Source organism: Pseudomonas sp. TH32, from assembly GCF_016650855.1.
Classification (GTDB): domain Bacteria; phylum Pseudomonadota; class Gammaproteobacteria; order Pseudomonadales; family Pseudomonadaceae; genus Aquipseudomonas.
Genome location: NZ_JAEKFA010000002.1, coordinates 3,228,041 through 3,252,920, shown reverse-complemented (window position 1 = coordinate 3,252,920; position 24,880 = coordinate 3,228,041). Strand labels below are relative to the sequence as shown.

General features: G+C 61.8%; 22 protein-coding genes. 8 read left to right on the top strand and 14 right to left on the bottom strand.

Annotated elements, in window-relative coordinates; genetic code table 11:
- Positions 1 to 58 precede the first annotated feature (58 nt).
- A complete protein-coding gene (locus JFV30_RS18515; protein WP_201124856.1) occupies positions 59 to 922 on the bottom strand; it encodes an MBL fold metallo-hydrolase in 864 nt (287 codons plus the stop codon).
- A gap of 86 nt (positions 923 to 1,008) precedes the next feature.
- Here JFV30_RS18515 and JFV30_RS18510 point away from each other — a divergent pair, with 86 nt between their 5' ends.
- From JFV30_RS18510 to JFV30_RS18485, 6 genes are all read left to right on the top strand, one after another.
- A complete protein-coding gene (locus JFV30_RS18510) occupies positions 1,009 to 1,344 on the top strand; it encodes an ArsR/SmtB family transcription factor (RefSeq protein ID WP_010166774.1) in 336 nt (111 codons plus the stop codon).
- 52 nt (positions 1,345 to 1,396) lie between these two features.
- Positions 1,397 to 2,641, top strand: coding sequence for an FAD/NAD(P)-binding oxidoreductase (locus tag JFV30_RS18505; RefSeq protein WP_201124855.1), 1,245 nt, complete (start codon positions 1,397 to 1,399; stop codon positions 2,639 to 2,641).
- 9 nt (positions 2,642 to 2,650) lie between these two features.
- Positions 2,651 to 3,457, top strand: coding sequence for a sulfite exporter TauE/SafE family protein (locus JFV30_RS18500; protein WP_201124854.1), 807 nt, complete (start codon positions 2,651 to 2,653; stop codon positions 3,455 to 3,457).
- Positions 3,458 to 3,544: 87 nt separating this feature from the next.
- The gene (locus JFV30_RS18495; RefSeq protein WP_010166777.1) at positions 3,545 to 5,023 is read left to right on the top strand and encodes a DASS family sodium-coupled anion symporter; all 1,479 of its coding nucleotides are present in this window, start codon (positions 3,545 to 3,547) and stop codon (positions 5,021 to 5,023) included.
- Positions 5,024 to 5,663: 640 nt separating this feature from the next.
- Positions 5,664 to 7,322, top strand: coding sequence for an MFS transporter (locus JFV30_RS18490; protein WP_010166787.1), 1,659 nt, complete (start codon positions 5,664 to 5,666; stop codon positions 7,320 to 7,322).
- Positions 7,319 to 8,464 (top strand): HlyD family secretion protein, encoded by a 1,146-nt coding sequence (locus JFV30_RS18485; protein WP_201124853.1) that lies wholly within the window; start codon positions 7,319 to 7,321, stop codon positions 8,462 to 8,464. Before JFV30_RS18490 ends, JFV30_RS18485 begins: the two co-directional genes overlap by 4 nt.
- A 151-nt stretch (positions 8,465 to 8,615) precedes the next feature.
- Here JFV30_RS18485 and JFV30_RS18480 read toward each other — a convergent pair whose 3' ends face one another.
- From JFV30_RS18480 to JFV30_RS18435, 10 genes are all read right to left on the bottom strand, one after another.
- Positions 8,616 to 9,476: an aldose 1-epimerase gene (locus JFV30_RS18480; protein ID WP_201124852.1), complete on the bottom strand. Its 861-nt coding sequence runs from the start codon at positions 9,474 to 9,476 to the stop codon at positions 8,616 to 8,618.
- Positions 9,477 to 9,572: 96 nt separating this feature from the next.
- Positions 9,573 to 10,853, bottom strand: coding sequence for a TRAP transporter large permease (locus tag JFV30_RS18475; RefSeq protein WP_201124851.1), 1,281 nt, complete (start codon positions 10,851 to 10,853; stop codon positions 9,573 to 9,575).
- Positions 10,854 to 11,381: a TRAP transporter small permease gene (locus tag JFV30_RS18470; RefSeq protein ID WP_201124850.1), complete on the bottom strand. Its 528-nt coding sequence runs from the start codon at positions 11,379 to 11,381 to the stop codon at positions 10,854 to 10,856. It abuts the gene before it with no gap.
- Positions 11,382 to 11,448: 67 nt separating this feature from the next.
- Positions 11,449 to 12,420 carry a TRAP transporter substrate-binding protein gene (locus tag JFV30_RS18465; protein WP_201124849.1) on the bottom strand — a complete coding sequence of 324 codons (972 nt, stop codon included), beginning with the start codon at positions 12,418 to 12,420 and terminating at the stop codon, positions 11,449 to 11,451.
- 51 nt (positions 12,421 to 12,471) lie between these two features.
- Positions 12,472 to 13,347: an SMP-30/gluconolactonase/LRE family protein gene (locus tag JFV30_RS18460; RefSeq protein ID WP_201124848.1), complete on the bottom strand. Its 876-nt coding sequence runs from the start codon at positions 13,345 to 13,347 to the stop codon at positions 12,472 to 12,474.
- Between the two features lie 30 nt (positions 13,348 to 13,377).
- Positions 13,378 to 14,199, bottom strand: a complete 822-nt coding sequence (locus JFV30_RS18455) for an NAD-dependent epimerase/dehydratase family protein (protein ID WP_010166800.1) — start codon at positions 14,197 to 14,199, stop codon at positions 13,378 to 13,380.
- 269 nt (positions 14,200 to 14,468) lie between these two features.
- Positions 14,469 to 15,737, bottom strand: a complete 1,269-nt coding sequence (locus tag JFV30_RS18450; RefSeq protein WP_201124847.1) for an OprD family outer membrane porin — start codon at positions 15,735 to 15,737, stop codon at positions 14,469 to 14,471.
- A gap of 248 nt (positions 15,738 to 15,985) precedes the next feature.
- The gene (gene copD / locus JFV30_RS18445) at positions 15,986 to 16,843 is read right to left on the bottom strand and encodes a copper homeostasis membrane protein CopD (protein ID WP_201124846.1); all 858 of its coding nucleotides are present in this window, start codon (positions 16,841 to 16,843) and stop codon (positions 15,986 to 15,988) included.
- 3 nt (positions 16,844 to 16,846) lie between these two features.
- Positions 16,847 to 17,212, bottom strand: a complete 366-nt coding sequence (gene copC / locus JFV30_RS18440) for a copper homeostasis periplasmic binding protein CopC (RefSeq protein ID WP_201124845.1) — start codon at positions 17,210 to 17,212, stop codon at positions 16,847 to 16,849.
- Between the two features lie 23 nt (positions 17,213 to 17,235).
- On the bottom strand, positions 17,236 to 17,679 hold the full coding sequence (locus JFV30_RS18435; RefSeq protein ID WP_169389173.1) for a GNAT family N-acetyltransferase: 444 nt from the start codon (positions 17,677 to 17,679) through the stop codon (positions 17,236 to 17,238).
- Between the two features lie 142 nt (positions 17,680 to 17,821).
- On the opposite strand from JFV30_RS18435, the gene JFV30_RS18430 reads away from it, so the two are divergent.
- Complete coding sequence (locus tag JFV30_RS18430) at positions 17,822 to 18,442, top strand: TetR/AcrR family transcriptional regulator (RefSeq protein ID WP_003207828.1); 621 nt, start codon at positions 17,822 to 17,824, stop codon at positions 18,440 to 18,442.
- A 104-nt stretch (positions 18,443 to 18,546) separates the two neighbouring features.
- Here JFV30_RS18430 and preA read toward each other — a convergent pair whose 3' ends face one another.
- The 3 genes from preA to hydA form a co-directional block, all read right to left on the bottom strand.
- Positions 18,547 to 19,821: an NAD-dependent dihydropyrimidine dehydrogenase subunit PreA gene (gene preA / locus JFV30_RS18425; RefSeq protein WP_201124844.1), complete on the bottom strand. Its 1,275-nt coding sequence runs from the start codon at positions 19,819 to 19,821 to the stop codon at positions 18,547 to 18,549.
- Entirely contained in the window at positions 19,821 to 21,188 is a 1,368-nt protein-coding gene (locus JFV30_RS18420) for an FAD-dependent oxidoreductase (RefSeq protein WP_201124843.1), read from the bottom strand. Before JFV30_RS18420 ends, preA begins: the two co-directional genes overlap by 1 nt.
- 163 nt (positions 21,189 to 21,351) lie before the next feature.
- Positions 21,352 to 22,791 (bottom strand): dihydropyrimidinase, encoded by a 1,440-nt coding sequence (gene hydA, locus JFV30_RS18415; protein WP_010166811.1) that lies wholly within the window; start codon positions 22,789 to 22,791, stop codon positions 21,352 to 21,354.
- A 601-nt stretch (positions 22,792 to 23,392) separates the two neighbouring features.
- Here hydA and JFV30_RS18410 point away from each other — a divergent pair.
- On the top strand, positions 23,393 to 24,880 hold the full coding sequence (locus JFV30_RS18410) for an NCS1 family nucleobase:cation symporter-1 (protein WP_201124842.1): 1,488 nt from the start codon (positions 23,393 to 23,395) through the stop codon (positions 24,878 to 24,880).

Here is a 24,880-nt window from a genome sequence, read left to right as displayed (position 1 = left end):
GCGCTGTCTGACACACCGCTATCGCAGGCAAGCCAGCTCCCACAATTGGCAGTGCATTTCAAAGTTGGTTGAGCGGAATCTTCAGGTACACCACACCGTTTTCTTCCGCCGGCGGCATCACGCCGGCCCGCACATTCACCTGAATCGCCGGCAGCAACAACGTCGGCATGCCCAACCCGGCATCCCGCGTGGTGCGCATTGCTACAAACGCCGCCTCATCCACCCCGTCATGCACATGAATATTGCCCGCCCGTTGTTCAGCCACCGTGGTCAGGCACTTGGCTGCGCGGCCTTCGGGCGGATAGTCATGGCACACATAAAGGCGGGTGTCAGGCGGGAAGGCCAACAGCTTGCGCATCGACCCATAGAGCTGGCGCGCATCCCCACCGGGAAAGTCGCAGCGGGCCGTTCCCACATCCGGCATGAACAGCGTGTCGCCCACCAGAATCAACTGGTCATCGATCAGGTAAGCCATGTCCGCCGGCGTATGCCCCGGCACGTGCAGCGCCTGGGCCTTCAGCGTGCCGATTTGAAAAACCTCATCCGGCGCAAACAGATGGTCGAACTGCGACCCGTCCACCCGAAACTCCGGCTCCAGGTTGAACAGGTTCTTGAACACCCCCTGCACCTTGCTGATGGACTCGCCAATCGCGATCTTGCCCCCCAGCTGTCGGCGCAGGTAAGGCGCCGCCGACAGGTGATCCGCATGGGCGTGGGTCTCCAGCAGCCACTGCACCTGCAAGCCGTGCTCGCGCACGAACGCGATCACCTGGTCCGCCTGGCCGGTGCCGGTGCGTCCGGAGGCCGGGTCGTAATTGAGCACCGAATCAACGATGGCGCAGGGGCCACCGTCCGTTTCATAGACGACGTAGGTGTAGGTCGACGACGCCTCGTCCAGAAAGGATTGAATCAACGCTGGCATGACGGTTGTCCCAAATAAGTAGTTACAATCACTTTACGTTTACACATAATGTTTTGAGCTTAAGTGACAGAGAGAGCCACACGCAAATGGAATCGAACCTGAGTGAAGGCGAAGTCGCGCAATTGCGTGCCTCCGCGTCCAAGGCCTGCGCCTTGCTCAAGGCCCTGGCCAATGAAGACCGGCTGTTGATTCTCTGCCAGTTGACCCAGGGTGAACGCAATGTCGGCGAATTGGAAACCATGACCGGCGTGCGCCAACCCACCCTGTCGCAACAGTTGGGCATCCTGCGGGACGAAGGGTTGGTGGCCACCCGTCGGGAAGGCAAATACATTTTCTACGGGCTGGCCAGCCACGAAGTGATTCAAGTGATGAAGACGCTGTCCGGCCTGTACTGCGGCGCAGTGATAAAAAGCTGGGCGTGACGCCGTACGGCAACGACCCTTGTGTGCACTTTTAAACGAAAGGCCATAGACCATGAACGACCAACACTGGGGACCTACCATCAGTGGCGATATCGTTGTCATCGGTGGCGGCTCGGCAGGCATCGGCCTGCTGGCCAGCCTGCTCAAGCGCGACCCGCACCTGAACATCATCCTGATCGAACCCAGCGACCATCACTACTACCAGCCGGCCTGGACCCTGGTCGGCGGTGGCGCGTATGACGTGACCAAGACCGTGCGGCCCATGGCCGACGTGCTGCCCAACGGCGTCACCTGGATCCAGGCAGCGGTCAGCGAATTGCTGCCCGAGGAGCACACCCTGGTGCTCGACAGCGGCCAGCGCGTCACCTGGAAAAACCTCATCGTGTGCCCGGGCCTGCGCCTGGCCTGGGAAAAGATCGAAGGCCTGCCGGAAACCCTCGGCCAACATGGCGTGACGTCCAACTACAGCTACGAGCACGCCGCCTACACCTGGCAACTGGTGCAGCAACTCAAGCACGGCAAGGCGCTCTTTACCCAACCGGCCATGCCGATCAAATGCGCCGGCGCCCCGCAAAAGGCCCTGTACCTGTCCTGCGATCACTGGCTCAGGCAGGGTGACCTGAAAAACATCAAGGTCGAATTCAACCTGGCCGGCGCTGCCTTGTTTGGCGTGCCGACCTTCGTTCCGCCGCTGATGAAGTACGTTGAAAAGTACTCGGCGCAGCTGGCATTCAACGCCAACCTGATCAAGGTTGACGGCCCGGCGCGCAAAGCCTGGTTTGAAATCAAGGACGCCGAAGGCAACGTGCGGGTCGAAGAGAAAACCTTCGACCTGCTGCACGTCGTCCCACCGCAAGTCTCCCCGGACTTTATCCGCCAGAGCCCTTTGGCCGATGCTGCCGGCTGGTGCGAAGTGAATCCCCAGAGCCTGCAACACCTGCGCTACCCGCACATCTTCGGCCTGGGCGATGTGTGCTCCACCACCAACGCCAAGACCGCCGCCGCGGTGCGCAAGCAAATCGTGGTGGTGGCGGAAAACCTGCTGGCCCTGCGCAAACAGGCGCCGATGCCCCTCAAATACGACGGCTACGGGTCCTGCCCGTTGACGGTGGAGAAGGGCAAGGTGGTGCTGGCCGAGTTCGGTTATGGCGGCAAGCTGCTGCCGACGTTCCCCCTCGACCCGACCGTGGCGCGGCGTTCGGCGTGGTTCCTCAAGGCGAGTTTCCTGCCGTGGTTCTACTGGAACGGCATGCTCAAGGGCCGCGAGTGGCTGACCCGTCTGGCCAAGGTGGATTGAGGCAACCCTATGCTGCTGGCAAGTGTTCTGGGCGTGTTGATGGGGTTGGTGATGGGCTTGACCGGTGCCGGAGGCGGCATTCTTGGCGTTCCGGCGCTGGTGTTGGGGCTGGGGTTGACCATGACCCAGGCCGCGCCCGTGTCGCTGTTCGCGGTGGGTGCCGCCGCCGCCGTGGGGGCCCTGGATGGGTTGCGCCATGGCCTGGTGCGTTACCGCGCGGCGCTGCTGATTGCGCTGCTCGGCGCGCTGTTTTCGCCGCTGGGGGTGTTCTTCGCCCATCAGATGCCGGAGAAGGTCCTGATGGGCCTGTTCAGTGCGCTGATGGTGCTGGTGGCCTGGCGCATGTTGCAGCGAGAGAAGCTGGAGGCCGGCCCGAGTGACCACGGCGCCGCGTCCTGGGGCCAGAAGAACTGCATGCTCGACCAACAGACCGGGCGCTTTTCCTGGACGGCCAAGTGCACCGCCACCCTGGCGGCACTGGGCGCGGTAACCGGCGCGGTATCGGGCTTGCTCGGTGTGGGCGGCGGCTTTCTGATCGTGCCGGCGTTCAAGCAACTGACCGACGTGCAAATGCGCGGCATCGTCGCCACCTCCTTGATGGTGATCAGCCTGATCTCGTTGATCGGCGTGATCGGCGCGTTTCACGCCGGGGTCAGTATCGAGCCGATGGGCTGGGTGTTTATCGGTTCGAGCATTGTCGGCATGTTGGCGGGCCGGCGCCTGTGCTCGGTGATCAAGGCGCGCACCCTGCAGGTGGGTTTTGCCACCCTGTGCGTGCTGGTGGCGGTGGGCATGCTGTGGCGGGCGGCCTTCTAAGCGGTCGGCACCTTGATACCCGTCAACACCCGTCGTGACGCTTTGCCTCATGCTGTCGGCCTGATTTAAAGGCCGACGGAGAACCCCATGAGCGCCCCCGCAACACCTGCTGCTTCTTTCAAGTTGCCCTTGGGCCTGGTCGTCGGCGTGCTGGTGATGGTCGGCGTGCTGCTGTTGCCCCTGCCGGCCGACTTGCCGGTGGCCGGGCACCGAATGCTGGCGATCCTCGCGTTTGCCGTGGTGGTGTGGATCACCGAAGCGGTCTCCTACGAGGCCAGCGCGATCATGATCACCTCCCTGATGGCGTTTTTGCTCGGCACTGCGCCGTCGCTGCAAGACCCCACGCACCTGATCGGTTCCAGCCCGGCCATCAGCATGGCGTTGACCGGGTTTTCCAACCCCGCCTTGGCCCTGGTAGCCGGCGCGCTGTTTATCGCAGCGGCCATGACCCATACCGGTCTTGATCGGCGCATCGCGCTGGTCACGCTGACCCGCGTGGGGACCAGCACCCGGGGCATTCTTGTCGGGGCCATTGCCGTGACCATCCTCCTCAGCCTGGTGGTGCCCAGCGCGACGGCTCGCAGCGCGTGTGTGGTGCCGATCATGATGGGGGTGATCGCCGCGTTTGGCGTGGACAAACGCTCCAATATCGCGGCCGGGATCATGATCGTCGTGGCCCAGGGCACCAGCATCTGGAACGTTGGCATCCAGACGGCGGCGGCGCAGAACCTGCTGACCGTCGGCTTCATGGACAAAATGCTGGGGCAGCGCGTGTCGTGGATCGACTGGTTGATCGCCGGTGCGCCGTGGGCGCTGATCATGTCGGCGGTGTTGTTGTTCCTGGTGCTGAAGCTGTTGCCGCCGGAAAGTGACAGCATTCCCGGCGGCAAGGAGGCGGTGGCGCAGTCGCTGGTGGACATCGGGCCGATGACCGGCCCGCAGAAGCGCTTGCTGACGGTGTCGGTGTTGCTGTTGTTGGCCTGGGCCACGGAAGGGCGGTTGCACAGCTTTGATACGACCTCGACGACGTATGCCGGGTTGGTGTTTTTGCTGATGCCGGGGATTGGGGTGATGACCTGGAAGGATGTGCAGTCGCGGATTCCGTGGGGCACGGTGATTGTGTTTGGTGTGGGTATCAGCCTGGGGACGGCGTTGCTCACGACGCAGGCGGGGCAGTGGTTGGGGTCGCAGGTGGTGGCGCACACCGGCCTGGATCAGGTAGGGCCGCTGGGGGTGTTTGCGATTCTGGGGGCGTTCCTGATCGTGATTCACCTGGGGTTTGCCAGCGCGACGGCGTTGACCTCGGCGCTGTTGCCGATTTTGATTGCGGTGTTGCAGACGTTGCCCGGGGAGTTCAGTCGCCTGGGGATGACCATGCTGCTGGGGTTTGTGATGAGCTACGGGTTTATCCTGCCGATCAACGCCCCGCAGAATATGGTGTGTTTGGGGACCGGGACGTTCACGGCGCGGCAGTTTGCCAAGGTCGGGATTCTGGTGACGTTGATTGGGTATGGGTTGATGTTGGTGTTTGCGGCTACGTATTGGAGTTGGTTGGGGTGGATTTGAGTGGGGGGGCGGTGTACATATCCGTTAGTTGGGTAACGGCGGCTTATGGTTTCGCTCTTACAGCGAGTCACTTTGCAAAAGCGGCAAAGTAACCAAAGCGCTCTGCCCCGCCTGTCGGCACCTCGCCTAGGCTCGGTGTTCCCTCACTCCGGCATTGCTCCGCGGGCCGCCGCGACGGGGCGTCCCTGCCCCGTCGCGGCTAAACCGGCGTCCTGCCGGTTTACCCGCTCCTCAATACCTACGTTCGGCCTCGGGCTTATTGGGGCAGTCAGATCAAGATCAAAAGCAAGAGCACAGCGGCCTACAGGCCGGCTTGAGTGGTAGAAGCCAGAGCAAAAGCCAAAGCGAAAACCAAATCTGAAACTGCTGCAGCTCTGCTTTTCTGTGGGAGCTGGCTTGCCTGCGATGCAGACAACTCGGTCTTTCAGGTACACCGAGGCGATGCTATCGCAGGCAAGCCAGCTCCCACATTTGACTGTGCCCGCTGTAAGAGCGGAACCAATAGCCGCCCTGACCGCAGCAACGGATATACACACCCACCAAACCCCCTCCCAAGATGGCAAGATGAACCGGACTCAGGTTAACTACTCTCTGAGTAAGGGTTTCACCGGCCTTGCACGTCGGTCATCAAGGTCACTGAATGGACAAATACACCCCCCACACCTGGCAGCCCCACGAACGCCCGAGCCTGCCGGGCTCGCCGTCGACGCCGCTGCATTCCACCCGCAAACGCTGGGCCTACGCCCTGGTCGGCGTGCTGGTGGCAATCACCGGCGGCCTCGGCAACTCGCTGGTGATCGCCAACCTGGTGTACCTGCAAGGCGCCTTGGGCGCTACTACCGCAGAAATGGCCTGGCTCCCCGCCGCCTATGTCATGACCAACGTCTCCATGAACCTGTTGCTGGTCAAATTCCGCCAGCAATTCGGCCTGCGTGCCTTCACCGAAGTGTTCCTGGTGCTTTACGCCCTGGTCACCTTCGGCCACCTGTTCGTCAACGACCTCAGCTCGGCCATCGCCGTACGGGCCGCCCACGGCATGGTGGGCGCCGCCCTCAGTTCCCTGGGCCTGTACTACATGATCCAGGCATTCCCCGCAAAATGGCGAATGAAAGCCCTGGTTCTCGGCCTGGGCACCGCACAGCTCGCGTTGCCCCTGGCCCGGTTATTCTCCGAAGACCTGCTGCAAATCGCCGAATGGCGCGGCCTGTACCTGTTCGAACTGGGCATGGCCCTGACCTGCCTGGGCTGCGTGTTTCTGCTCAAGCTGCCCCCGGGCGATCGCTTCAAGACCTTCGAAAAGCTCGACTTCCTCACCTTCGCGATCCTCGCCACGGGTGTCGCCTTGCTCTGCGCCGTGCTGTCCCTGGGCCGTATCGACTGGTGGCTGGAAGCACCGTGGATCGGCATCGCCTCCGCCTGCTCGCTGGTGCTGATCATGGCCGGCCTGGCCATTGAGCATAACCGCGCCAATCCGTTGCTGATGACCCGCTGGCTGGGCAGCGGGGCGATGATTCGCCTCGCGCTGGCGGTGATCCTGATTCGCATGGTGCTCTCGGAACAGTCCACCGGCGCCGTGGGCTTCATGCAGATGCTGAACATGAGCAACGAGCAGATGCGCACGCTGTATTGGGTGATGCTGGCGGGGGCGATTGCCGGCCTGGCCGTCAGCGCGCTGACCATCAACCCGGCGCATTTGCTGATGCCGCTGATCATTTCCCTGGCCTTCATGGCCGTGGGCTCGGTGATGGACAGTTTCTCCAGCAACCTCACGCGCCCGCAAAACATGTACATCAGCCAGTTCCTGCTAGGCTTTGGCGGCACGTTCTTCCTTGGGCCGACCATGGTGTTGGGCACGAAGAACGTGCTGACCAACCCCAGGAACCTGGTGAGTTTTTCGGTGCTGTTCGGGATCTGCCAGAACCTCGGCGGCCTGATCGGCGCGGCATTGCTGGGCACGTTTCAGATCGTGCGGGAGAAATTCCATTCCAGCATGATCGTCGAACACCTGACCTTGCTCGACCCGCGTGTGGCCGCGCGGGTGGCCAGCGGCGGCTCGGCCTATGGCGGGGTGATTGCCGACCCCGAGTTGCGTAACCTGATGGGCATTCGCAGCCTGGCCACGGCGGCCACCCGCGAGGCGAATGTGATGGCCTACAACGATGTGTTCATGCTGATCGCGATCATCGCCATCCTCACCATGATCTGGATTTTTATCCGCAGCCTCTGGCTGATGAGTACCACTAAAGCTGCCGCCAGTGCAGCGCCTCCCGTTCAACCCAGCGGCGCACTTTCTTCATGACCGAACCGACGACGACCACCACCAACGCCATCGCTTCCACGCCGGAAGGCACCGCACCGCCGAGCATGCCGGCCACCGAACCGCGCTCCTTGCGGGTGCGCATCATCTCCTCGATGGGCTTTGCCGCGATTGCGATTGTCGGCGTGCTGATCGTGCTTTACGCCTGGCAACTGCCGCCCTTCAGCAGTGCCGTGGAAACCACCGAGAACGCCCTGGTGCGTGGCCAGGTGACGATTATCGGGCCGCAGCTCAGCGGCTATGTGTATGAGGTGCCGGTGACGGACTTCCAGTACGTCAAGGCCGGGGATTTGCTGGTGCGCCTCGATGACCGCATCTACAGGCAGCGCCTCGACCAGGCCCTGGCCCAATTGGCGGTGCAGCAGGCGTCCCTTGCCAATGTGGTGCAGCAGCGCAACAGTGCCGAGGCTACCATCCAGCTGCGCCAGGCGGCCTTGATGGACAGCCAGGCCCAGGCCCGCAAAAGCACCGCGGATTTGCGCCGCAACGAAGAATTGATCAGCGACGGATCGGTGTCCAGGCGCGAGCTGGACGTGACTCGCGCCGCCAATGCGCAGACCATTGCGGCCGTGGCCCAGGCCCAGGCCAGCCTGGAAATCGCCCGGCAGGATTTGCAGACGGTGATCGTCAATCGCGGCTCGCTGGAGGCGGCGGTGGCCAGCGCGGATGCGGCGGTGGAACTGGCGCGCATCGACCTGTCGAACACCCGGATCATCGCCCCGCGTGACGGGCAACTGGGGCAGATTGGCGTGCGCCTCGGGGCCTACGTCAACAGCGGTGCGCAGTTGATGGCGCTGGTGCCGAACCAGCTGTGGGTGATCGCCAACATGAAAGAAACCCAGATGGACAACGTGCAGGTCGGCCAGCCGGTGACCTTCACGGTGGATGCCCTCAACCACCGCAAGTTTCACGGCACGGTGCAGCGCATTTCACCGGGCACCGGGTCGGAATTCAGCTTGTTGCAGGCGGATAACGCGACCGGCAACTTCGTGAAGATCGCCCAGCGCGTGCCGGTGCGGATCACCGTGGACCCGGGCCAGGAGCAGAGTGAGCGGCTGCGGCCGGGGTTGTCGGTGGTGGTGAGTATCGACACGGCGGGGCGTTTAAAAAACACCCCTCCCTGACACGCCGAAAGTCTCCATTGTGGAATGCATTCGATGTAGGAGCTGGCTTGTCGGGTCGCCGCATCGCTGCGATGGCATCACCTCGGTGTACCTGAAAGACCGGGTTGCCCGCATCGCAGGCAAGCCAGCTCCTACATGGGTGTGTGTGTGGTTAGAGGGGGCTGTATTGCAGGCTGAAACCCAGTTCTGCCGACTGTCCTTGCTCCAGCAACTTCAGCCCCGGCCTGCCCGGCAGGTGATGGGCATTCACCGGATGACTCACCGGCTCGAAGCAGAAAAAATCCAGCCCCGGCGGGCAATACAGCAGGTAGTAGTCGCTGCCGGTGGCCTGGCATTCCAGGGTGTAACCCAGGTCTGGCTGCTGGATCAGGCAATGCCCGTCCCATTGGCAAAAACCGTTATCCACCAGCGTCTCGGGCAACAACTTCAGCCGTTGGAAATCCCACTCGATGGGCACGGTAGCGAGCTCCGTCGGCAGTTTCGTTGCGTCACTCATCCACACCTGCGAAGCCTTGGCCTGCAACTGCGTTCCCGGCCTGCGGGGCAGATACGGATGCAATCCAAGCCCGTGCCACGCGGCTTTTTCCGCCAGGTGCGTGACGCGCAGGGTGATGCTCAACCGGCCGTCCCTCAACTGAAAGCGCTGCTCGGCGCGATACGCAAACGGTATGGTGCTGTCCAGTTGCAGCACCGCCTCGTCTGTCGACTGACGGACCACTTGCCACGCCTGTTGCCAGGCACTGCCATGAATCGGCAACGGGTCCAGCGGGCTGTTGGGCTCAAGGGCCAGCCATCCGGCAGGGTTAACAAAGCCACCCTCGGCCACCCGGTTTGACCAGGGTGCCAGCGGGAAGCACCCCAGCTTGCCCGGCAGGCCGCTGGCCAACGCCTGTTGATCGGTGTGGCGCAGCAAGGGCTGGCCGCTGCTGCGCACGGTCCAGTTGACGATACTCCCGCCGAACGCTGGCGAGAGCGTCAGGTGGGTCAGGTTGTCTTCGAGTTCAAGCATCATGAGTGTCAGCAGACCTATTGGATGATGAATGCTTCTGTGGCAGGTGAGCGTGTTGTGGTGAGGGAGCAAGCTCCCTCGCTACACACAGTGTGGGGCTTATAGCACCAACCCCGGCAACCACAACGACAACGCCGGAATGTAGGTCACGGCCATCAGCACCAGGAACAGCACGCCATAAAACGGCAGCAATGCCTTCACGGTCTTCTCGATGCTGACCTTGCCCACCGCCGCCCCCACAAACAGTACCGCGCCCACCGGCGGGGTGATCAGGCCGATCCCCAGGTTCACCAGCATGATCATGCCGAAGTGCACCGGGTCGACGCCAATGCCCAGGACCACCGGCAGCAAAATCGGCGTGAGGATCAGAATCAGCGGCGCCATGTCCATCACCGTGCCCAGCAACAGTAGCATGGCGTTGATGCACATCAGGATCACGTAACGGTTGTCCGAGAGGGTCAGGAACATCGTGGTGATCTTCGCCGGGATCTGCATCAGGGTCATGATGTAGCCGAAGCTGGCGGCGAACGCGATCAGGATCATCACGATGGAAATGGTGCGCACCGTGCGGTGCATCAGCTTGGGCAACTCGCTCCACTTGTAGTCGCGGTAGATGAACATGGTCACGAAGAACGCCCACAGCACCGCAATCGCCGCCGACTCGGTGGCGGTGAAGATGCCCGACAGAATCCCGCCGAGGATGATCACCATGGCCATCAGGCCCCACAGGGCTTCGGCACAGATTTTCAGCGCCTGTTTCAGGGGGATCACTTCGCCTTTGGGGTAGTTGCGCTTTTTCGCGAAGATCAGGCACAGCACCATCAGGCAGGCGCTCATCAGCAGGCCCGGAACCACGCCAGCCATGAACAGCGAGGCGATGGATACCGTGCCGCCAGCCGCCAGGGAATAGAGCACCGAGTTGTGGCTGGGTGGCGTCAGCAACGCCTGCACCGAGCCGCTCACGGTGACGGCGGTGGCGAATTCGCGGGGATACCCCTGGCGTTCCATTTCCGGAATCAGCACCGAACCCACGGAGGCGGTATCGGCCACCGACGAGCCGGAGATCGCCCCGAAAAACGTCGAGGCCATGATGTTCACCAGGGACAAGCCGCCACGCACAAACCCCACCAGCACCCCGGCAAACGCCACCAGCCGGCGCGACATGCCGCCCTCGGCCATGATCGCCCCGGCCAGCACGAAGAACGGGATCGCCATCAGCGAAAATTTGTTCACCCCGCCGGCCACCTGAATCATCAGGGCCTGGAACGGAATGTCGATCCACCACGCGCCGATCAGCGCAGAAAGCCCCAGGGCATAAGCTACCGGCATGCCGATCAGGATCAAAGCGATAAAGCTGCCCAACAGAATCAATGCGTCCATTCAGGCAGCCCCTTCACTTTCTTCAACCAGGTCGAAGCGCACGACCCGACGGTTGCTCTGGTCACCGAGCAGGAGTTTTTCCAGCACAAAAATCAGCGTGAGCAAGCCGCCAATCGGGATCGGCATATAGGTGATGCCCACCCGCAAGGTCGGCATGGCGCTCATGAACTGGTTCCAGGTGGACAGGCACAACTTGGTGCCCCAGATCGCCATGAACAGGCAGATGGTGCCCATCAACAGTTGCGAGGCGATGCCAACGACTTTGCGTTGGCCCGGTGGCAGGCGGTCGGTGACCATGGCCACCGACATGTGCGCCCCGGCGCGGTAACTGGCGGCGGCGCCGACAAAGGTGAACACCAGCATCAGCAGGATGGCGGTGGGCTCCGGCCAGCTTGAGCCGGTGCCGAGCACGTAACGGGCGAAGATGCCCCAGGGGATGATCAGGGCGACACCGAGAACGGCGAGGCCGGCGACCCAGATGCAGCTCATGTAAATGCGGTCGTTGATGCGCAGCAGTAAATTCTTCATGGCGTTCACCGTGACCGGGCGCGTCGGTGCTGACCGCGCCGGGCCTTTTCTATAAGGGGAGGGCGGGTTACTCGACGGCTTCGATGCGCTTGATCAGGTCGGCGTAAGGCGCGCCGTACTTGTCGCGGATCGAGGCGGTGGCCTCATAGAACGGTTTTTTGTCGATGTCGATGAACTCCACACCGGCGGCCTTGAGTTTGGCTTCACTGCTGGCGGACTTGGCGTCCCACAGTTCACGCTCCTGGATCTGCGCGGCCTTGGCGGTGTTTTTCACCAGCACCTGTTGCTCGGGGGTGAGCTTGTTCCAGGTGATTTTCGACATCACGATGGGCTCGGGCAGGATAAGGTGGCCGGTGAGGCTGTAGAACTTGGCGTTCTGGTAGTGGTTGTGTTCCAGCAGGGTGGGCGGGTTGTTTTCCGCGCCATCGATCACCCCGGTCTGCAGGGCACTGAAGATCTCGCCGGTGTCCATGGCAATGCCGTTGCCGCCCATGGCGTTGATGGTTTCGATGAAGATCGGGTTGCCCTGCACGCGGATCTTCATGCCCTTGAGGTCTTCGATCTTGCGCACTGGTTTCTTGGTGTAGATGTTGCGCGTGCCGCCGTCCATCCAGGCGAGGGCCACCAGGTTGAATTCCGAGTCGGTGATCTTGGCGAGGATCTCATCACCAATCTCACCGTCGATGACCTTGCGCATGTGCACCTGGTCACGGAACACGAACGGCATGTTGAACACGTTCACGTCCGGCACCACCGGCCCGACGATGCCGAGGCTGACCCGGGCCATCTGGATTGCGCCGACCTGGGCCTGCTCGACCACTTCCTTTTCCGAACCCAGCACGCCGCCGGGGAACATCTTGAAGGTCAGGCCGCCCTTGCTTTCAGCGACCAGGGTTTTACCCAGTTGTTCTTCGGCTACCACGGTGGGATAGCCGGCGGGGTGGATGTCGGCGAATTTGATTTCCAGCGCGTGGGCGGCGCTGCCGAGGGTAAAAGCGAACGGGAGTGCAGCGGCGAGCAAGGTGCGTTTGAAGTCCATGGGGTGTCTCTCCAGTCTTGTTATTGTTTTGTTCAAGGCACAGCGATGCAGCTAGAGGATGAAGCTGGGTTCCGGCATTCCTTGTACGCCAGGGTTGAGGGCGAAGACGCCGCCGGCGAGGGAGTGCGGGCTGTGATCGTCGCGGATCGAGGTGACGAACAGGGTGTCCATCCGGCTGCCGCCGAAGGCGCACATGGTGGGTTTTTTTACCGGTACGGCCAGGGAACGGTCGAGGCGACCGTCGGGGGTAAAACGGTGCACCAGCCCGGCGTCGTTGGCACAGATCCAGTAGCAACCTTCGGCGTCCACGGCAGCACCGTCGGGGCGGCCGAGGAACTGGTGCATGTCCACAAACAACCGGCGGTTGGACGGCGTGCCGCTGTCGATGTCGTAGTCGAAGGCCCAGATGTGCTGGATCAGCGGGTGTGAATCCGAGAGGTACATCGTGCGCCCGTCGGGGCTGAAGGCCAGGCCGTTGGGCGTGATGAAACCGTTGAGTGCGGTGTGCACGGGCTGGCCGTGCTCAACGCGGTACAGGGCGCCTTCGGCAGCATTGGCGCCCATGTTGAGCACCATGCTGCCGGCCCAGAACCGGCCCTGGCGATCACAGCGGCCGTCGTTCAGGCGCATGTCCGGGCGGGCGTGCTCGACGTTGGCCAGGAGCGCAGTGTCGAGCCTGCCGTCGTTGTGGGGCGTCAGCTGGAAAAAGCCGGTCTCCATGCCTGCGACCCAATTGCCTGCGTCGGTACGCGCGATGCAGGCGAGCATCTGTTGGGTTTTCCAGGCCTGCACCTGGCCGCTGGCGGCGCTCCAGCGTTGCAGTTCGCCGTTGGGAATATCCACCCAGTACAGGGCGTTTTCCCTGGGCACCCACACCGGGCATTCACCCACCGCGTTGCGGGCGTCGACAATCAGTTCTGCTTGCATGGCCACTCATTCCCTTGGGTTGGTCTGTGGTCAGTCGCCGAACGGGCCGGCCGCACAAAACGCGCCGCCCTGGTAGACCCGCGCCGGGTCGTCGGCCGCGGGCAGCGGTTGGGCTTCCACCTGTTTGCGGAACACTTCGGAGCTGTCACGCGGAGTGAACCCCAGGTGCGCGGCGAAGCGGTTGTCCCACCACACATCGAGGTTGTCCGACATGCCGTACACCACGGTGTGGCCGACGTTCGGTGTGTACAGCGAGCGTTCGAGCAATTGGGTCAGGTCGTCGAAGCTCAGCCAGGTGTGCATCATCCGGCGGTTCTGGGGTTCCGGAAACGAGGAGCCGATACGGATGCTGACGGTTTCGATGCCATAGCGGTCGAAGTAGAAACTGGCCATGTCCTCGCCATAGGACTTGGACAGGCCGTAGTAACTGTCCGGGCGGCGGGGGGAGTGGGCGTCGAGGGCTTCGTCCTGCTTATAGAAGCCGATCACGTGGTTGGAGCTGGCGAAGATCACCCGCTTGACCCCGTGACGGCGGGCGGCTTCATAGATGTGGAAAATCCCGCAGATGTTCGCACCCAGCACTTCCTCGAAGGAGCGCTCCACCGACACGCCGCCGAAATGCAGGATCGCGTCGACGCCTTCCACCAGTTGGTGCACCGCTTGTTTGTCGGACAGATCGCAAGGCAATACTTCTTCGCTGTCATCAGTGGCCGGGGCCATGTCGGCGATATCCGACAGGCGTAGCACCTTGGCGTAAGGGCGCAGCCGTTCGCGCAAGACTTTGCCCAGGCCACCGGCGGCGCCGGTGAGCAGCAAGCGGTTGAACGGGGTAGGAGCGGTTGTGGTGGTCATGGTGGTCCCGTTATTGTTGTAGGTTGTCGTATGACTAATCCGAAGTATCGTTAGGCTTTCCTACACTTGTCAACGCGCTATTGGTCGAAGTTGATAGAGGGTCATCGCTTCCTGTGGCGAGGGAGCTTGCTCCCGCTGGGGTGCGCAGCAGCCCCAAAATCCTGGGAGCGCTTCGCACTCCAGCGGGAGCAAGCTCCCTCGCCACAGCAAGCTCCCTCACTACAGCCAGCTCCCTCGCCACAAGAGCCTTTCCTGTTGTGTGTAAACCGCTATAGCAACGACAGCGGGTAACTGATGAATATCCGGTTTTCATCAAACTCGTTGGTACTGAAATCCCGGCGCATCGTTGCGTTGCGCCAGCGCACATTCAGGTCCTTCAGCGCACCGCTCTGCACGGTGTAGGCCAGTTCCGACTCACGGCCCCATTCCTTGCCATTGGTGATCGCCCCGGTGTGCACGTTATCGCCGCTGATGTAGCGGTTCATCATGGTCAGCCCGGGAATGCCCAGTACCACGAAGTTGAAGTCGTGCCGCACCTGCCAGGATTTCTCCTTGGCGTTGTCGTAGCTCGCGTTATAGCTGTCGTTGGCCAGGGTGCCGCCGCTGGTGCCGTTGACCCGCATCCAGGCGCTGTCGCCGGTGAGTTTCTGCAGGCCGATATAGAAGCTGTTGCCTTTGTATTTGGCCGAAAGCAGGGCGAACGCGGTTTTGTTGTCGAGGTCGCCGGCCAGGGCCTTGCCGTCTTCCTTGCCGGTGAAATAACCGAGGTTGGCGCCCAGGGTCCAGTCGCCCACGGGCTGGCTGTGGGTCAGGTTGAAATACTGTTGCTGGTAGATGTCGCTGAGTTCGGCGTACCACACGCCTACCTGGGTGCGTTTGTCGTTGAAGGTGTATTCGCCGCCGCCGAAGTTGAACCGGTCGGAGGTGAACGCGGCTTTGCCGTTGAGGAACATGTCATCCATGCTCGCGTCGTTGCGCGGGCTGTTGCCGCGGAACTGGCCGCCGTACAGGGTCAGGCCGGCAATCTCGCTGGAAGTGACCTGGCCGCCACGGAAGGTTTGCGGCAGCGAGCGGCCGTCATCCGAACGCAGGATCGGCAGCACCGGCATCCATTCGCCGACTTTCAATTCGGTCTTCGACAACCGGGTTTTCAGCGCCACGCCCAGGCGGCCGAAATTGTCGGCGGGGCGGCCATCGCTGCCGGTCGGCAACAACTGGGTACCGGCGGTGCCTTTGCCACCATCGAGTTTCTGCGAGTACAGGCCCAGCACGTCCAGGCCGAAACCGACGGTGCCCTGGGTGAAGCCGGACTTGGCGTCGAGGATAAAACTTTGCGTCCACTCTTCGGCCTTGGCCTGCGGGTGAGCGGCGTTGGTGAAGTTGCGGTTGAAGTAAGCGTTGCGCAGGTTGAGCGTGGCTTTGGCGTCGTCGATGAAGCCTTCTGCCGAGGCGGTAACGGGGAGGGTGAAGGCCAGGCTGCTCAAACCGATGGCGGCGAAGCGGGTGGTGCAGGAGAAATGGCGGACGTGTTGGCTCACAGTGACGCTCCCTTGTCTTTTGTTGTTTTTATTTTTTGTTATACGTTGTCGTACAACATTGGGGGCGATATTTGCGGGGTTTCAGGGGGTTGTCAATCGAAAGTTATACGATGACTTTGGTCGCGCCACCGATCAAATGTAGGAGCCGGCTTGCCTGCGATGGCATCACCTCGGTGTACCTGAAAGACCGAGTTGCCTGTATCGCAGGCAAGCCAGCTCCCACATTGAGCGTGCCCGGGCTATTTTTTTCAGCCGTTCAGAACCATGGGCGGCAAGGTGCCAAGCAACGAAACGGCGGCTACCGCTGAAACACCTAGTAACAGTTCCAGCCTCACGCTGGCCTTCAACGCTGGCAGTCGCTGCTCACAGTTATGGATCCGCAGGCGGTTCAACAGCGCCAGCGCGAGCATGCCGAATACCAGTAGTACCTTGATCAGCAGGATCAGGGCGAACCCGCTGAACAATGGCGTTGGCCAGAACTGCCCGGTGAGGACGCGCACGTTGATCAGGCCGGTCACCAGCAATCCCGTGACCAGGCCATAACCGACGCCGCTGAAGCGCTGCAGGATCGGCTCCAACGGATAGCGGGACGATTGCCTGAGGATCAACACCAGCATGAGCAAGCCACCCAGCCAGGCACCGACGCACACCAGGTGCACCACTTGGTTGAGGATCAGCAATTGCCCGGCCAGGCCATTGAGCATGGCGCCATGGCCCACCGGTGCGAGCGTCGCCAGCAACAATGCGCAGAGCGGCAGGCGCACCGCCTTCCACGGCGTCATCAGGGCGAGCACCAGCAGCACGTTCAGCACCAGGTGCCAGGTCCAGACCTGGCCGAAAAAGGTTTTACCCAGCACCAACTGCACCGTCGACCACTCCAGCGCGCCCAGCCCGACACCGGCCATGCTCGCGCTGATCAACAGCAGCCACGCCACCCCCGACACCAGTGCCAGCCACGCCAACCCTTGGGTGATGCGCAACAGGTGGCGGTCCAGCAGCGGTTGCGGCCCCGCGCCCAGCAACCAGGGCCTGAACACACAGGCCCCGAACATCAACAGCACCACGATGAAATGCAGGAAGCGGCACAGCACCAGCAGGGTGGCCATGGATTATTGGCCGACCTTGAAGCTGTATTCACCGTTGCTCTTGTGGGTATCCACCGAGACGGCGTTCCACACCACTTTGTAGGTGCCGGCGGCCAACGGTGCGGCCGGTGTCACCACCAGCACTTTCTTGTCGGCGTCCGGGGTTTCCAGGCCTTTGATCGCCACTTCAGTGCCGTCCTTGCTCAGGGACACCTTGGTGAAGGTCGCTTCAACGCCTTCGGAGAAGGTCAGGCGCAGGTCCTTGGGGGCGGTGACGCTGCTGTCGGCGGCAGGCTCCGCGCTTTTCAGGTGGGCGTGGGCAAACGCGGCCGAGGCGCCCAGCAGGGAGGCGAGCAGGGCGACGGTGGTGAGGGTCTTCTTGATCAACATTGTTCAATACCTTCAGGTGAGAGTCAGTCGTTCGGTAGAGCCATGTGCAACAAGGGGAAGGGCTTGCCTTCGCCGTCGACGGGCGAGCGGCCGGTCCGGGTAAAACCATAGTGCAGGTAGAAACCCACGGCTTGTGGATTCTGTTCGTTCACATCCACCCGCAGGGTGTCGTGGCGGGCACGCACAAAGTCCAGCAACTGGCGGCCGATGCCCTGGCCGCGTCGGCTCGGGTCGATAAACAGCATCTCTACGTTATTGCCGCCGGTGCCGACAAAGCCGGCAATGCCCTGGGCGTCTTCGTACACCCACACTTCAAGTGCGGGCATCGGCAGGTAGCAGTCGCGCACCAGGGGCAGCAGGCGCTGGATGTCGTCTTCGCTGAGAAAGTCGTGGGTGGCGCGCACCGAGCGTTCCCACAGTGCGCCAAGCACCGGGTCGTCGCACGCGTCTCGCTGTCGGATAGTCATGGAGAGGATCCTTCGAGGGGATGGCGATGCTAACCAATCCGGTTTCCACGGGGAAGGTTCTTGTACGAAGTTTCACAGTGGCGTGTCGCGCGGACTGGAGCGGATGGTAGTCTTGATGCCATGTTGTTGTCAGGGAGCCCGTATGGGCAATCACAAGATCGGTATTCGTCGGGTCAACGTCGAAAAGATTCTGCTGGCGGCTGAAAAGGTCTTCGCCGAGAAGGGTTATGGCAGCACCGCCATGGCCGACATCGCTGAAGAAGTGCAGCTGCCGCGCTCCAACCTGCATTACTACTTCAGCACCAAGAGCGAGCTGTACAGCGCGGTATTGTTCGACCTGCTGGAAGTGTGGAAGCAGGACGCCTTGTGCTTCGAGATGTTCGATGACCCACGGGTAGTGCTCAGCAGCTACATCCGCGCCAAGATGCAGCACTCCCGCAGCCGGCCTTACGGTTCGAAAGTCTGGGCGAATGAAATCATCCACGGCGCGCCGACCCTCGGTGAGGCGCTGGACGTGAGCCTGTACGACTGGGCCAAGATGAAGGAAGCGAAGATTCGCCAGTGGGTGGAAGACAAACGCATCCTGCCAGTGGAACCGTCGAGCCTGCTGTATATGATCTGGGCCTCGACCCAGCACTACGCCGACTTTGATCATCAGGTGAAAATCCTGAATGACCATCAGCCGTTGTCGGACATGCAGTTTGAGCGGGCGGTGCAGACGGTGACGAGTGTGATCCTGCGGGGGATCGGGTTGGAGCCTTGAGCCTTATCGTGACATTGAGGGCCTCATCGCAGGCAAGCCAGCTCCCACAGGGGAATGCATTCCAAGTGTGGGAGCTGGCTTGCCTGCGATAGCGATCTAAAGGCCTACACCGCTTCCCGGTAGGGATTGCGCGGATCCTGCGTCCAGTTCAAAAACGGCTTCCCGGTGTCCACCGGCACCATTTCGATACAGTCCGCCACCGGGCAGGTGATCTGGCACAGGTTGCACCCCACGCACTCATCATCAATCACCTCGTACTTATGCGTTCCATCCGCCTGCTTCAAGCTGGCGATCGCCTGGTGCGATGTGTCTTCACAGGCAATATGGCAGCGCCCGCAGCCAATACAGGCTTCCTGATCGATCTTGGCGATCACCTGATAGTTGATATCCAGGTACTTCCAATCCGTCGTATTGCCCACCGCCCGCCCGGAAAACTCCTGCAGGCTGCTGTAGCCCTGGCTGTCCATCCACCGCGACAGCCCGTCCTTCATCTCTTCGACGATCCGAAACCCGTGCAGCATCGCCGCCGTGCACACCTGCACCGCGCCGCAGCCCAGCGCGACGAACTCCGCCGCATCGCGCCAGCTGCCGATCCCGCCAATCCCGCAGATCGGCAAGCCTTGTGTCTGCGGGTCCCGGGCAATCTCCGCCACCATGTTCAAGGCAATCGGTTTCACCGCCGAGCCGCAGTAGCCACCGTGAGTGCTTTGGGTGCCGACCATTGGCAGGGCGACCATGCGCTCCAGGTCGACACTGGTGATGGAGTTGATGGTGTTGATCAGCGATACCGCATCCGCACCGCCGCGATACGCCGCCCGGGCCGCCACGCGAATGTCGGTGATGTTTGGCGTGAGCTTGACGATCACCGGCAGCGAGCAATAGGTCTTGCACCAGCGGGTCACCTGTTCCACGTACTCCGGCACCTGGCCCACCGCTGCGCCCATGCCGCGTTCCGGCATGCCGTGGGGGCAGCCGAAGTTCAGCTCGATACCGTCGCAACCGGTGGCTTCCACCAGCGGCAGGATGTGTTTCCACGACTCTTCAACGCACGGCACCATCAGCGACACGATCAGCGCGCGGTCGGGCCAGTCCTTTTTCACCTGGGTGATTTCCCGCAGGTTGATCTCCAGGGAACGGTCGGTGATCAGCTCGATGTTGTTGATGCCGAGCACTTCACGGTTGGCGCCAAAGTGCGCCGAGTAACGCGACGAGACGTTGACCGCGGCCGGGTCTTCGCCGAGGGTTTTCCAGACCACGCCGCCCCAGCCGGCTTCAAAGGCGCGGACCACGTTGTAGGCCTTGTCGGTGGGCGGCGCGGAGGCCAGCCAGAATGGATTGGGGGCTTTGATGCCGGCGAACACAATCGAGAGATCGGCCATTACGCAGCCTCCACATTCAGCATGAGTTGGGCGTGCATGGCTTCAGCGGCCAGCTTGCCGTGTTGCACGGCCTGGACGGTGAGGTCCTGGCCGAGGCTGACGCAATCGCCACCGGCATACACACCGGGGATGCTGGTGCGCAGCTGTTCGTTGACGAAGATACGATCGCCCTGGCGTTGCAGTTGGTGCGCCAGCGGGTCGTGCAGCGCCGCGTCATCGAAGCCCTGGCCGATGGCCTTGAAGATCGCGTCGGCGGCCAGTTCGAAGGTCTCGCCGGTGGCTTGCAGGCGGCCATCCACCAGGCGGGTGCGGGCGAAACGCATGCCGCGCACATGGCCCTGATCGTCGAGCAGCACCTCTTCGGGCTGGGCCCAGGTCAGCAGGCGAACCTGGTTGGCTTTGGCGATGTCCTGTTCGTGGCCAGTGGCGCCCATTTCGGTCAGGCCACGGCGGTACACCAGATTCACGTCACGGGCACCGAGGCGGGCCATTTGCACGGCCATGTCGATAGCGGTGTTGCCGGCGCCGAGGACGATGCAGCGGTCGGCCAGGGGCAGTTGGCTGAGGTCATCGGCCTGGCGCAGTTCGCGGATGTAGTCGGTGGCGGCGAGCAGGCCGGGCGCATCTTCGTGAGGCAGGCCGAGCTGTTTGCTGGCGGCCAGGCCGAGGCCAAGGAACACCGCATCGAATTGCTGGTGCAACTCGCTCAAGGTCAGGTTGTCGCCCAGGCGCTGGCCGTGGCGGATTTCAATGCCGCCGATTTGCAGGAGGAAATCCAGTTCCTTTTGCGCGAAGTCATCCACCAGTTTGTACTTGGCGATCCCGTATTCATTCAGGCCACCGGCTTTTTCCCGGGCTTCGAAAATCACCACGTCGTGACCGTGCAGGGCGCTGCGATGGGCGCAGGACAACCCCGCAGGCCCGGCGCCGACCACGGCGATGCGCTTGCCGGTGGGCGCGGCGCGCTGGAACGGGTGCTCGCTGAAGTGCGCGTTGTCCACGGCGTAACGCTGCAGCAGGCCAATCAGCACCGGGGCGCATTCTTCGGCGTTGTTGCGCACACAGGCTTGCTGGCAAAGGATTTCCGTCGGGCAGACCCGGGCGCAACTGCCGCCGAGGATATTCGCCGAGAGGATTTTCTGCGCGGCGCCCTGGACGTTTTCGGTGTGGATATTGCGGATGAACGAGGGGATATCGATCTCGCTGGGGCATGCGTTAACGCACGGTGCGTCGTAGCAGTAGAGGCAGCGCGAGGCTTCCAGTTGGGCTTGCCGGGCATTGAGCGGCGGCGCCAGGTCGGTGAAATGCGCGGCGAGTGCGGCCGCATCTTCAGGGGGGTGTGGAAGATGGTTCAGGGTCTGGATCACGGTATTGGCCTCACGGTTTTTGAGGTGCTGCCTCTGGTGGGCAGTGGTTTTTTTTATTGCCTGTACCGGCCTCATCGCAGGCAAGCCAGCTCCCACATTTGGAAGTATTCACCGCTCAAAAATGTGGGAGCCGGGCTTGCCCGCGATAGGCCGAAGGCCGCTTTCAGCGTTTCACAGCAACCGGCCTGGAACGCTCCGCCCGCTTGCTCAACTGCTCAAACACCGCCGGATACGCCGGCCGTTCGATGTACCGCCCCGCACCACGCTCGGCGCGCAAATCCCCATCGGCCCAGACCAGCTTGCCCTGGCTGATGGTGTGGCTTGGCACGCCGCGTACGGTCTTGCCTTCGAAGATGTTGAAGTCGACTTTCTGATGGTGAGTCTTCGCCGAAATGGTCCGGGTGCCTGCCGGATCCCACAGCACCAGGTCGGCATCGGCACCCACGCGAATCGCGCCTTTGCGCGGGTACAGGTTGAAGATCTTTGCGGTGTTGGTCGACGTCAGTGCCACAAACTCCTGCATCGACAAACGCCCGGTGTTCACGCCTTCGTCCCACAGCAGCGCCATGCGGTCTTCGATACCGGCGGTGCCATTGGGAATCTTGCTGAAGTCATCACGCCCGGCGGCTTTTTGCTCGGCGCAGAAGCAGCAATGGTCAGTGGCGGTGGTGTGCAGGTTGCCCGATTGCAGGCCGTGCCACAGCGCCTCCTGATGCCCGCGCGGGCGGAAGGGCGGGCTCATAACGTAGCCGGCAGCGGTCTGCCAGTCGGGGTGTTGATACACGCTGTCGTCCAGCAACAAATGCCCGGCCAAGACTTCGCCGTACACCGGCTGGCCCTTGCTGCGGGCGTAGGTGATTTCATCCAGCGCTTCCTGGGTAGACACGTGCACCAGGTACAGCGGCGTGCCGATGGTTTCGGCAATCCGGATCGCCCGGCTGGCGGCTTCGCCTTCCACTTGCGAAGGCCGCGACAAGGGATGCGCTTCAGGCCCGGTAATGCCCTGGGCCATCAGCTTGCGTTGGAGGTGGTACACCAGCTCGCCGTTTTCGGCATGTACCGTCGGCACCGCGCCCAGCTCCAGGCAGCGCTCGAAGCTCGCCACCAGGGTGTCGTCGGCGGCCATGATCGCGTTCTTGTAGGCCATGAAGTGCTTGAAGCTGTTGATGCCGTGGTGGCTGACCAGCTCGGCCATTTCCTCGCGGACCTGCTCGCTCCACCAGGTAATGGCCACGTGAAAACCGTAGTCCGACGCCGACTTCTCGGCCCAGCCGCGCCACTGATGGAAAGCTTCCAGCAGGGATTGCTGCGGGTTGGGAATCACAAAGTCGATGATCGACGTGGTGCCGCCCGCCAACCCGGCGGCCGTGCCACTGAAAAAGTCTTCACTGGCCACGGTGCCCATGAAGGGCAATTGCATATGGGTATGGGGATCGATGCCGCCGGGCATCAGGTATTGACCGCTGCCGTCGAGTATCTCGGTGCCGGCGGGAATATCCAGATCAGTGCCAATGGCGCGGATTAGACCGTCTGCGCATAAAACATCGGCTCGGTAACTTTCATCATGGGTAATAACGGTAGCGCCACGGATCAACAGCGACATGTCGAGTTCCTCACAGGCTTGACCGGCTTGTGCCAGTTCTAAGTGTTGTAATGCATCGCGCCGCTGGAGCGTTAATTCCTGTCAGCGGTGACAGGAATAGAAACTAGCCCGAGTTTTTCGAATGAGCAAGAATATTTTTCATAAGCTTATATCGGTATTAACTTATTGAATTTAAATGATAAAAAATCAAAATCACCAAAATGTAGCGACCTCTCACCATTTTGACGCACTTGACAGGTTCCCAATATGAGCAACATTTCTTATTGCAAATCAGACGCTTGAGACATGCCTCTTGACGGGGCCGGTAAATAAAAATAATTGTGTTGCACCAGATTGAGTCCTGAGGGTTCGGACAACTTCTGCGTTATTTGGCCTGAGTAACGCTGAAAGTAACGAAGGGCTTTTCGGTCGAGACAATAAAGCTGATAAACATCAGCGAGTTATATAAGCGGTGCGGGCGAGGTAACGGTTTACGGCACGGTTATTGAGTGCGGTGGCGGTTGGCCGGGTCCCGGATGTCATGTTGTCAACGAGGTACTCCGGCCATCCTGTGCGTGTCACGGGATGAGCAAAAATAATTCGAAAAAACCGTGGAGCGGCCATGCAACAGAACAGATCGCAAGTCATTCAGCGCAACGGGCTGTACGAACTCGACGCCGGCCCCGACGTCCTCGACAGCCCTCGCTACAACCACGACATGGCACCGACCAAGGTGCGCGAACGCACCTGGAACAAGTGGCACATCACCGCGCTGTGGATCGGCATGTCGGTCTGCGTGCCGACCTACACCCTGGGCGGCGTGCTCACCGCGTACTTCGGGTTGTCGGTGGGCGAGGCGCTGATGGCGATCTTGCTGGCCAATATCGTGGTGCTGATCCCGCTGACCCTTAACGCCTTTCCCGGTACCAAGTACGGCATTCCGTTTCCGGTATTGCTGCGCTCGTCCTTCGGGGTGCTGGGCTCCAACGTGCCGTGCCTGATCCGCGCGCTGGTGGCGTGCGGCTGGTTTGGCATCCAGACGATGTTTGGCGGACTGGCGATTCACCTGTTCCTGGGCTCGATTTTCGAGGGCTGGAAATCCCTCGGCGGCACCGGTGAAGTGATCGGCTTCATGATCTTCTGGACGCTGAACCTGTGGGTGGTGTTGCGCGGCGCCGAGTCGATCAAATGGCTGGAAACCTTGTCGGCACCGCTGCTGGTAGCGGTCGGCATCGGCCTGCTGGTATGGGCCTTGCCCAACGTCTCGCTGACCGAACTGATGGCGATCCCGCCCAAGCGTCCCGAAGGCGCGAGCCTCACGGGCTACTTCATGGCGGGCCTGACCGCGATGGTGGGTTTCTGGGCCACCTTATCGTTGAACATTCCCGACTTCAGCCGCTACGCCAAAAGTCAGAAAGACCAGATACTCGGGCAGATTTTCGGCCTGCCGCTGACCATGTTCCTGTTCGCCGCCCTCGGCGTGATCATGACCGCCGCCTCGGTGAAACTGGTGGGCGTCAGCGTCTCCGACCCGGTGACCCTGATCGGCCATATCCAGAGCCCGGTGTGGGTGGCCGTGGCGATGGCGCTGATCATCATCGCCACCTTGTCCACCAACACCGCGGCGAACATCGTCTCGCCCACCAACGACTTCCAGAACATCGCGCCCAAGCTGATCAATCGCACCACGGCGGTGGTATTGACGGGCCTGGTAGGCCTCGCATTGATGGCCCATGAACTGCTGAAAAAACTCGGGCTGATCATCTCCGACGTGAGCCTGGAAACCGTGTATTCCAACTGGTTGCTGGGTTACTCAAGCCTGCTGGGGCCGATAGCCGGGATCATGGTGGTGGACTATTTCATCATCAAGAAACAGCAACTGGACCTCGCGGGGTTGTACCGCGATGACGTGTACCCGGCGTGGAACTGGCATGGCTTCCTGGCCTTCGGCGTGCCGGTGGTGCTGACGCTGTTGTCGCTGGGCAGCGACGCATTCAGCTGGTTCTACAGCTACGGCTGGTTCACCGGTTCGGTGTTGGGCGGGTTGTTGTATTACGGCCTGTGCATGAAGCGCGGCGCCCGCGTAGTCGCCGTAAAAACACCTTTGTGA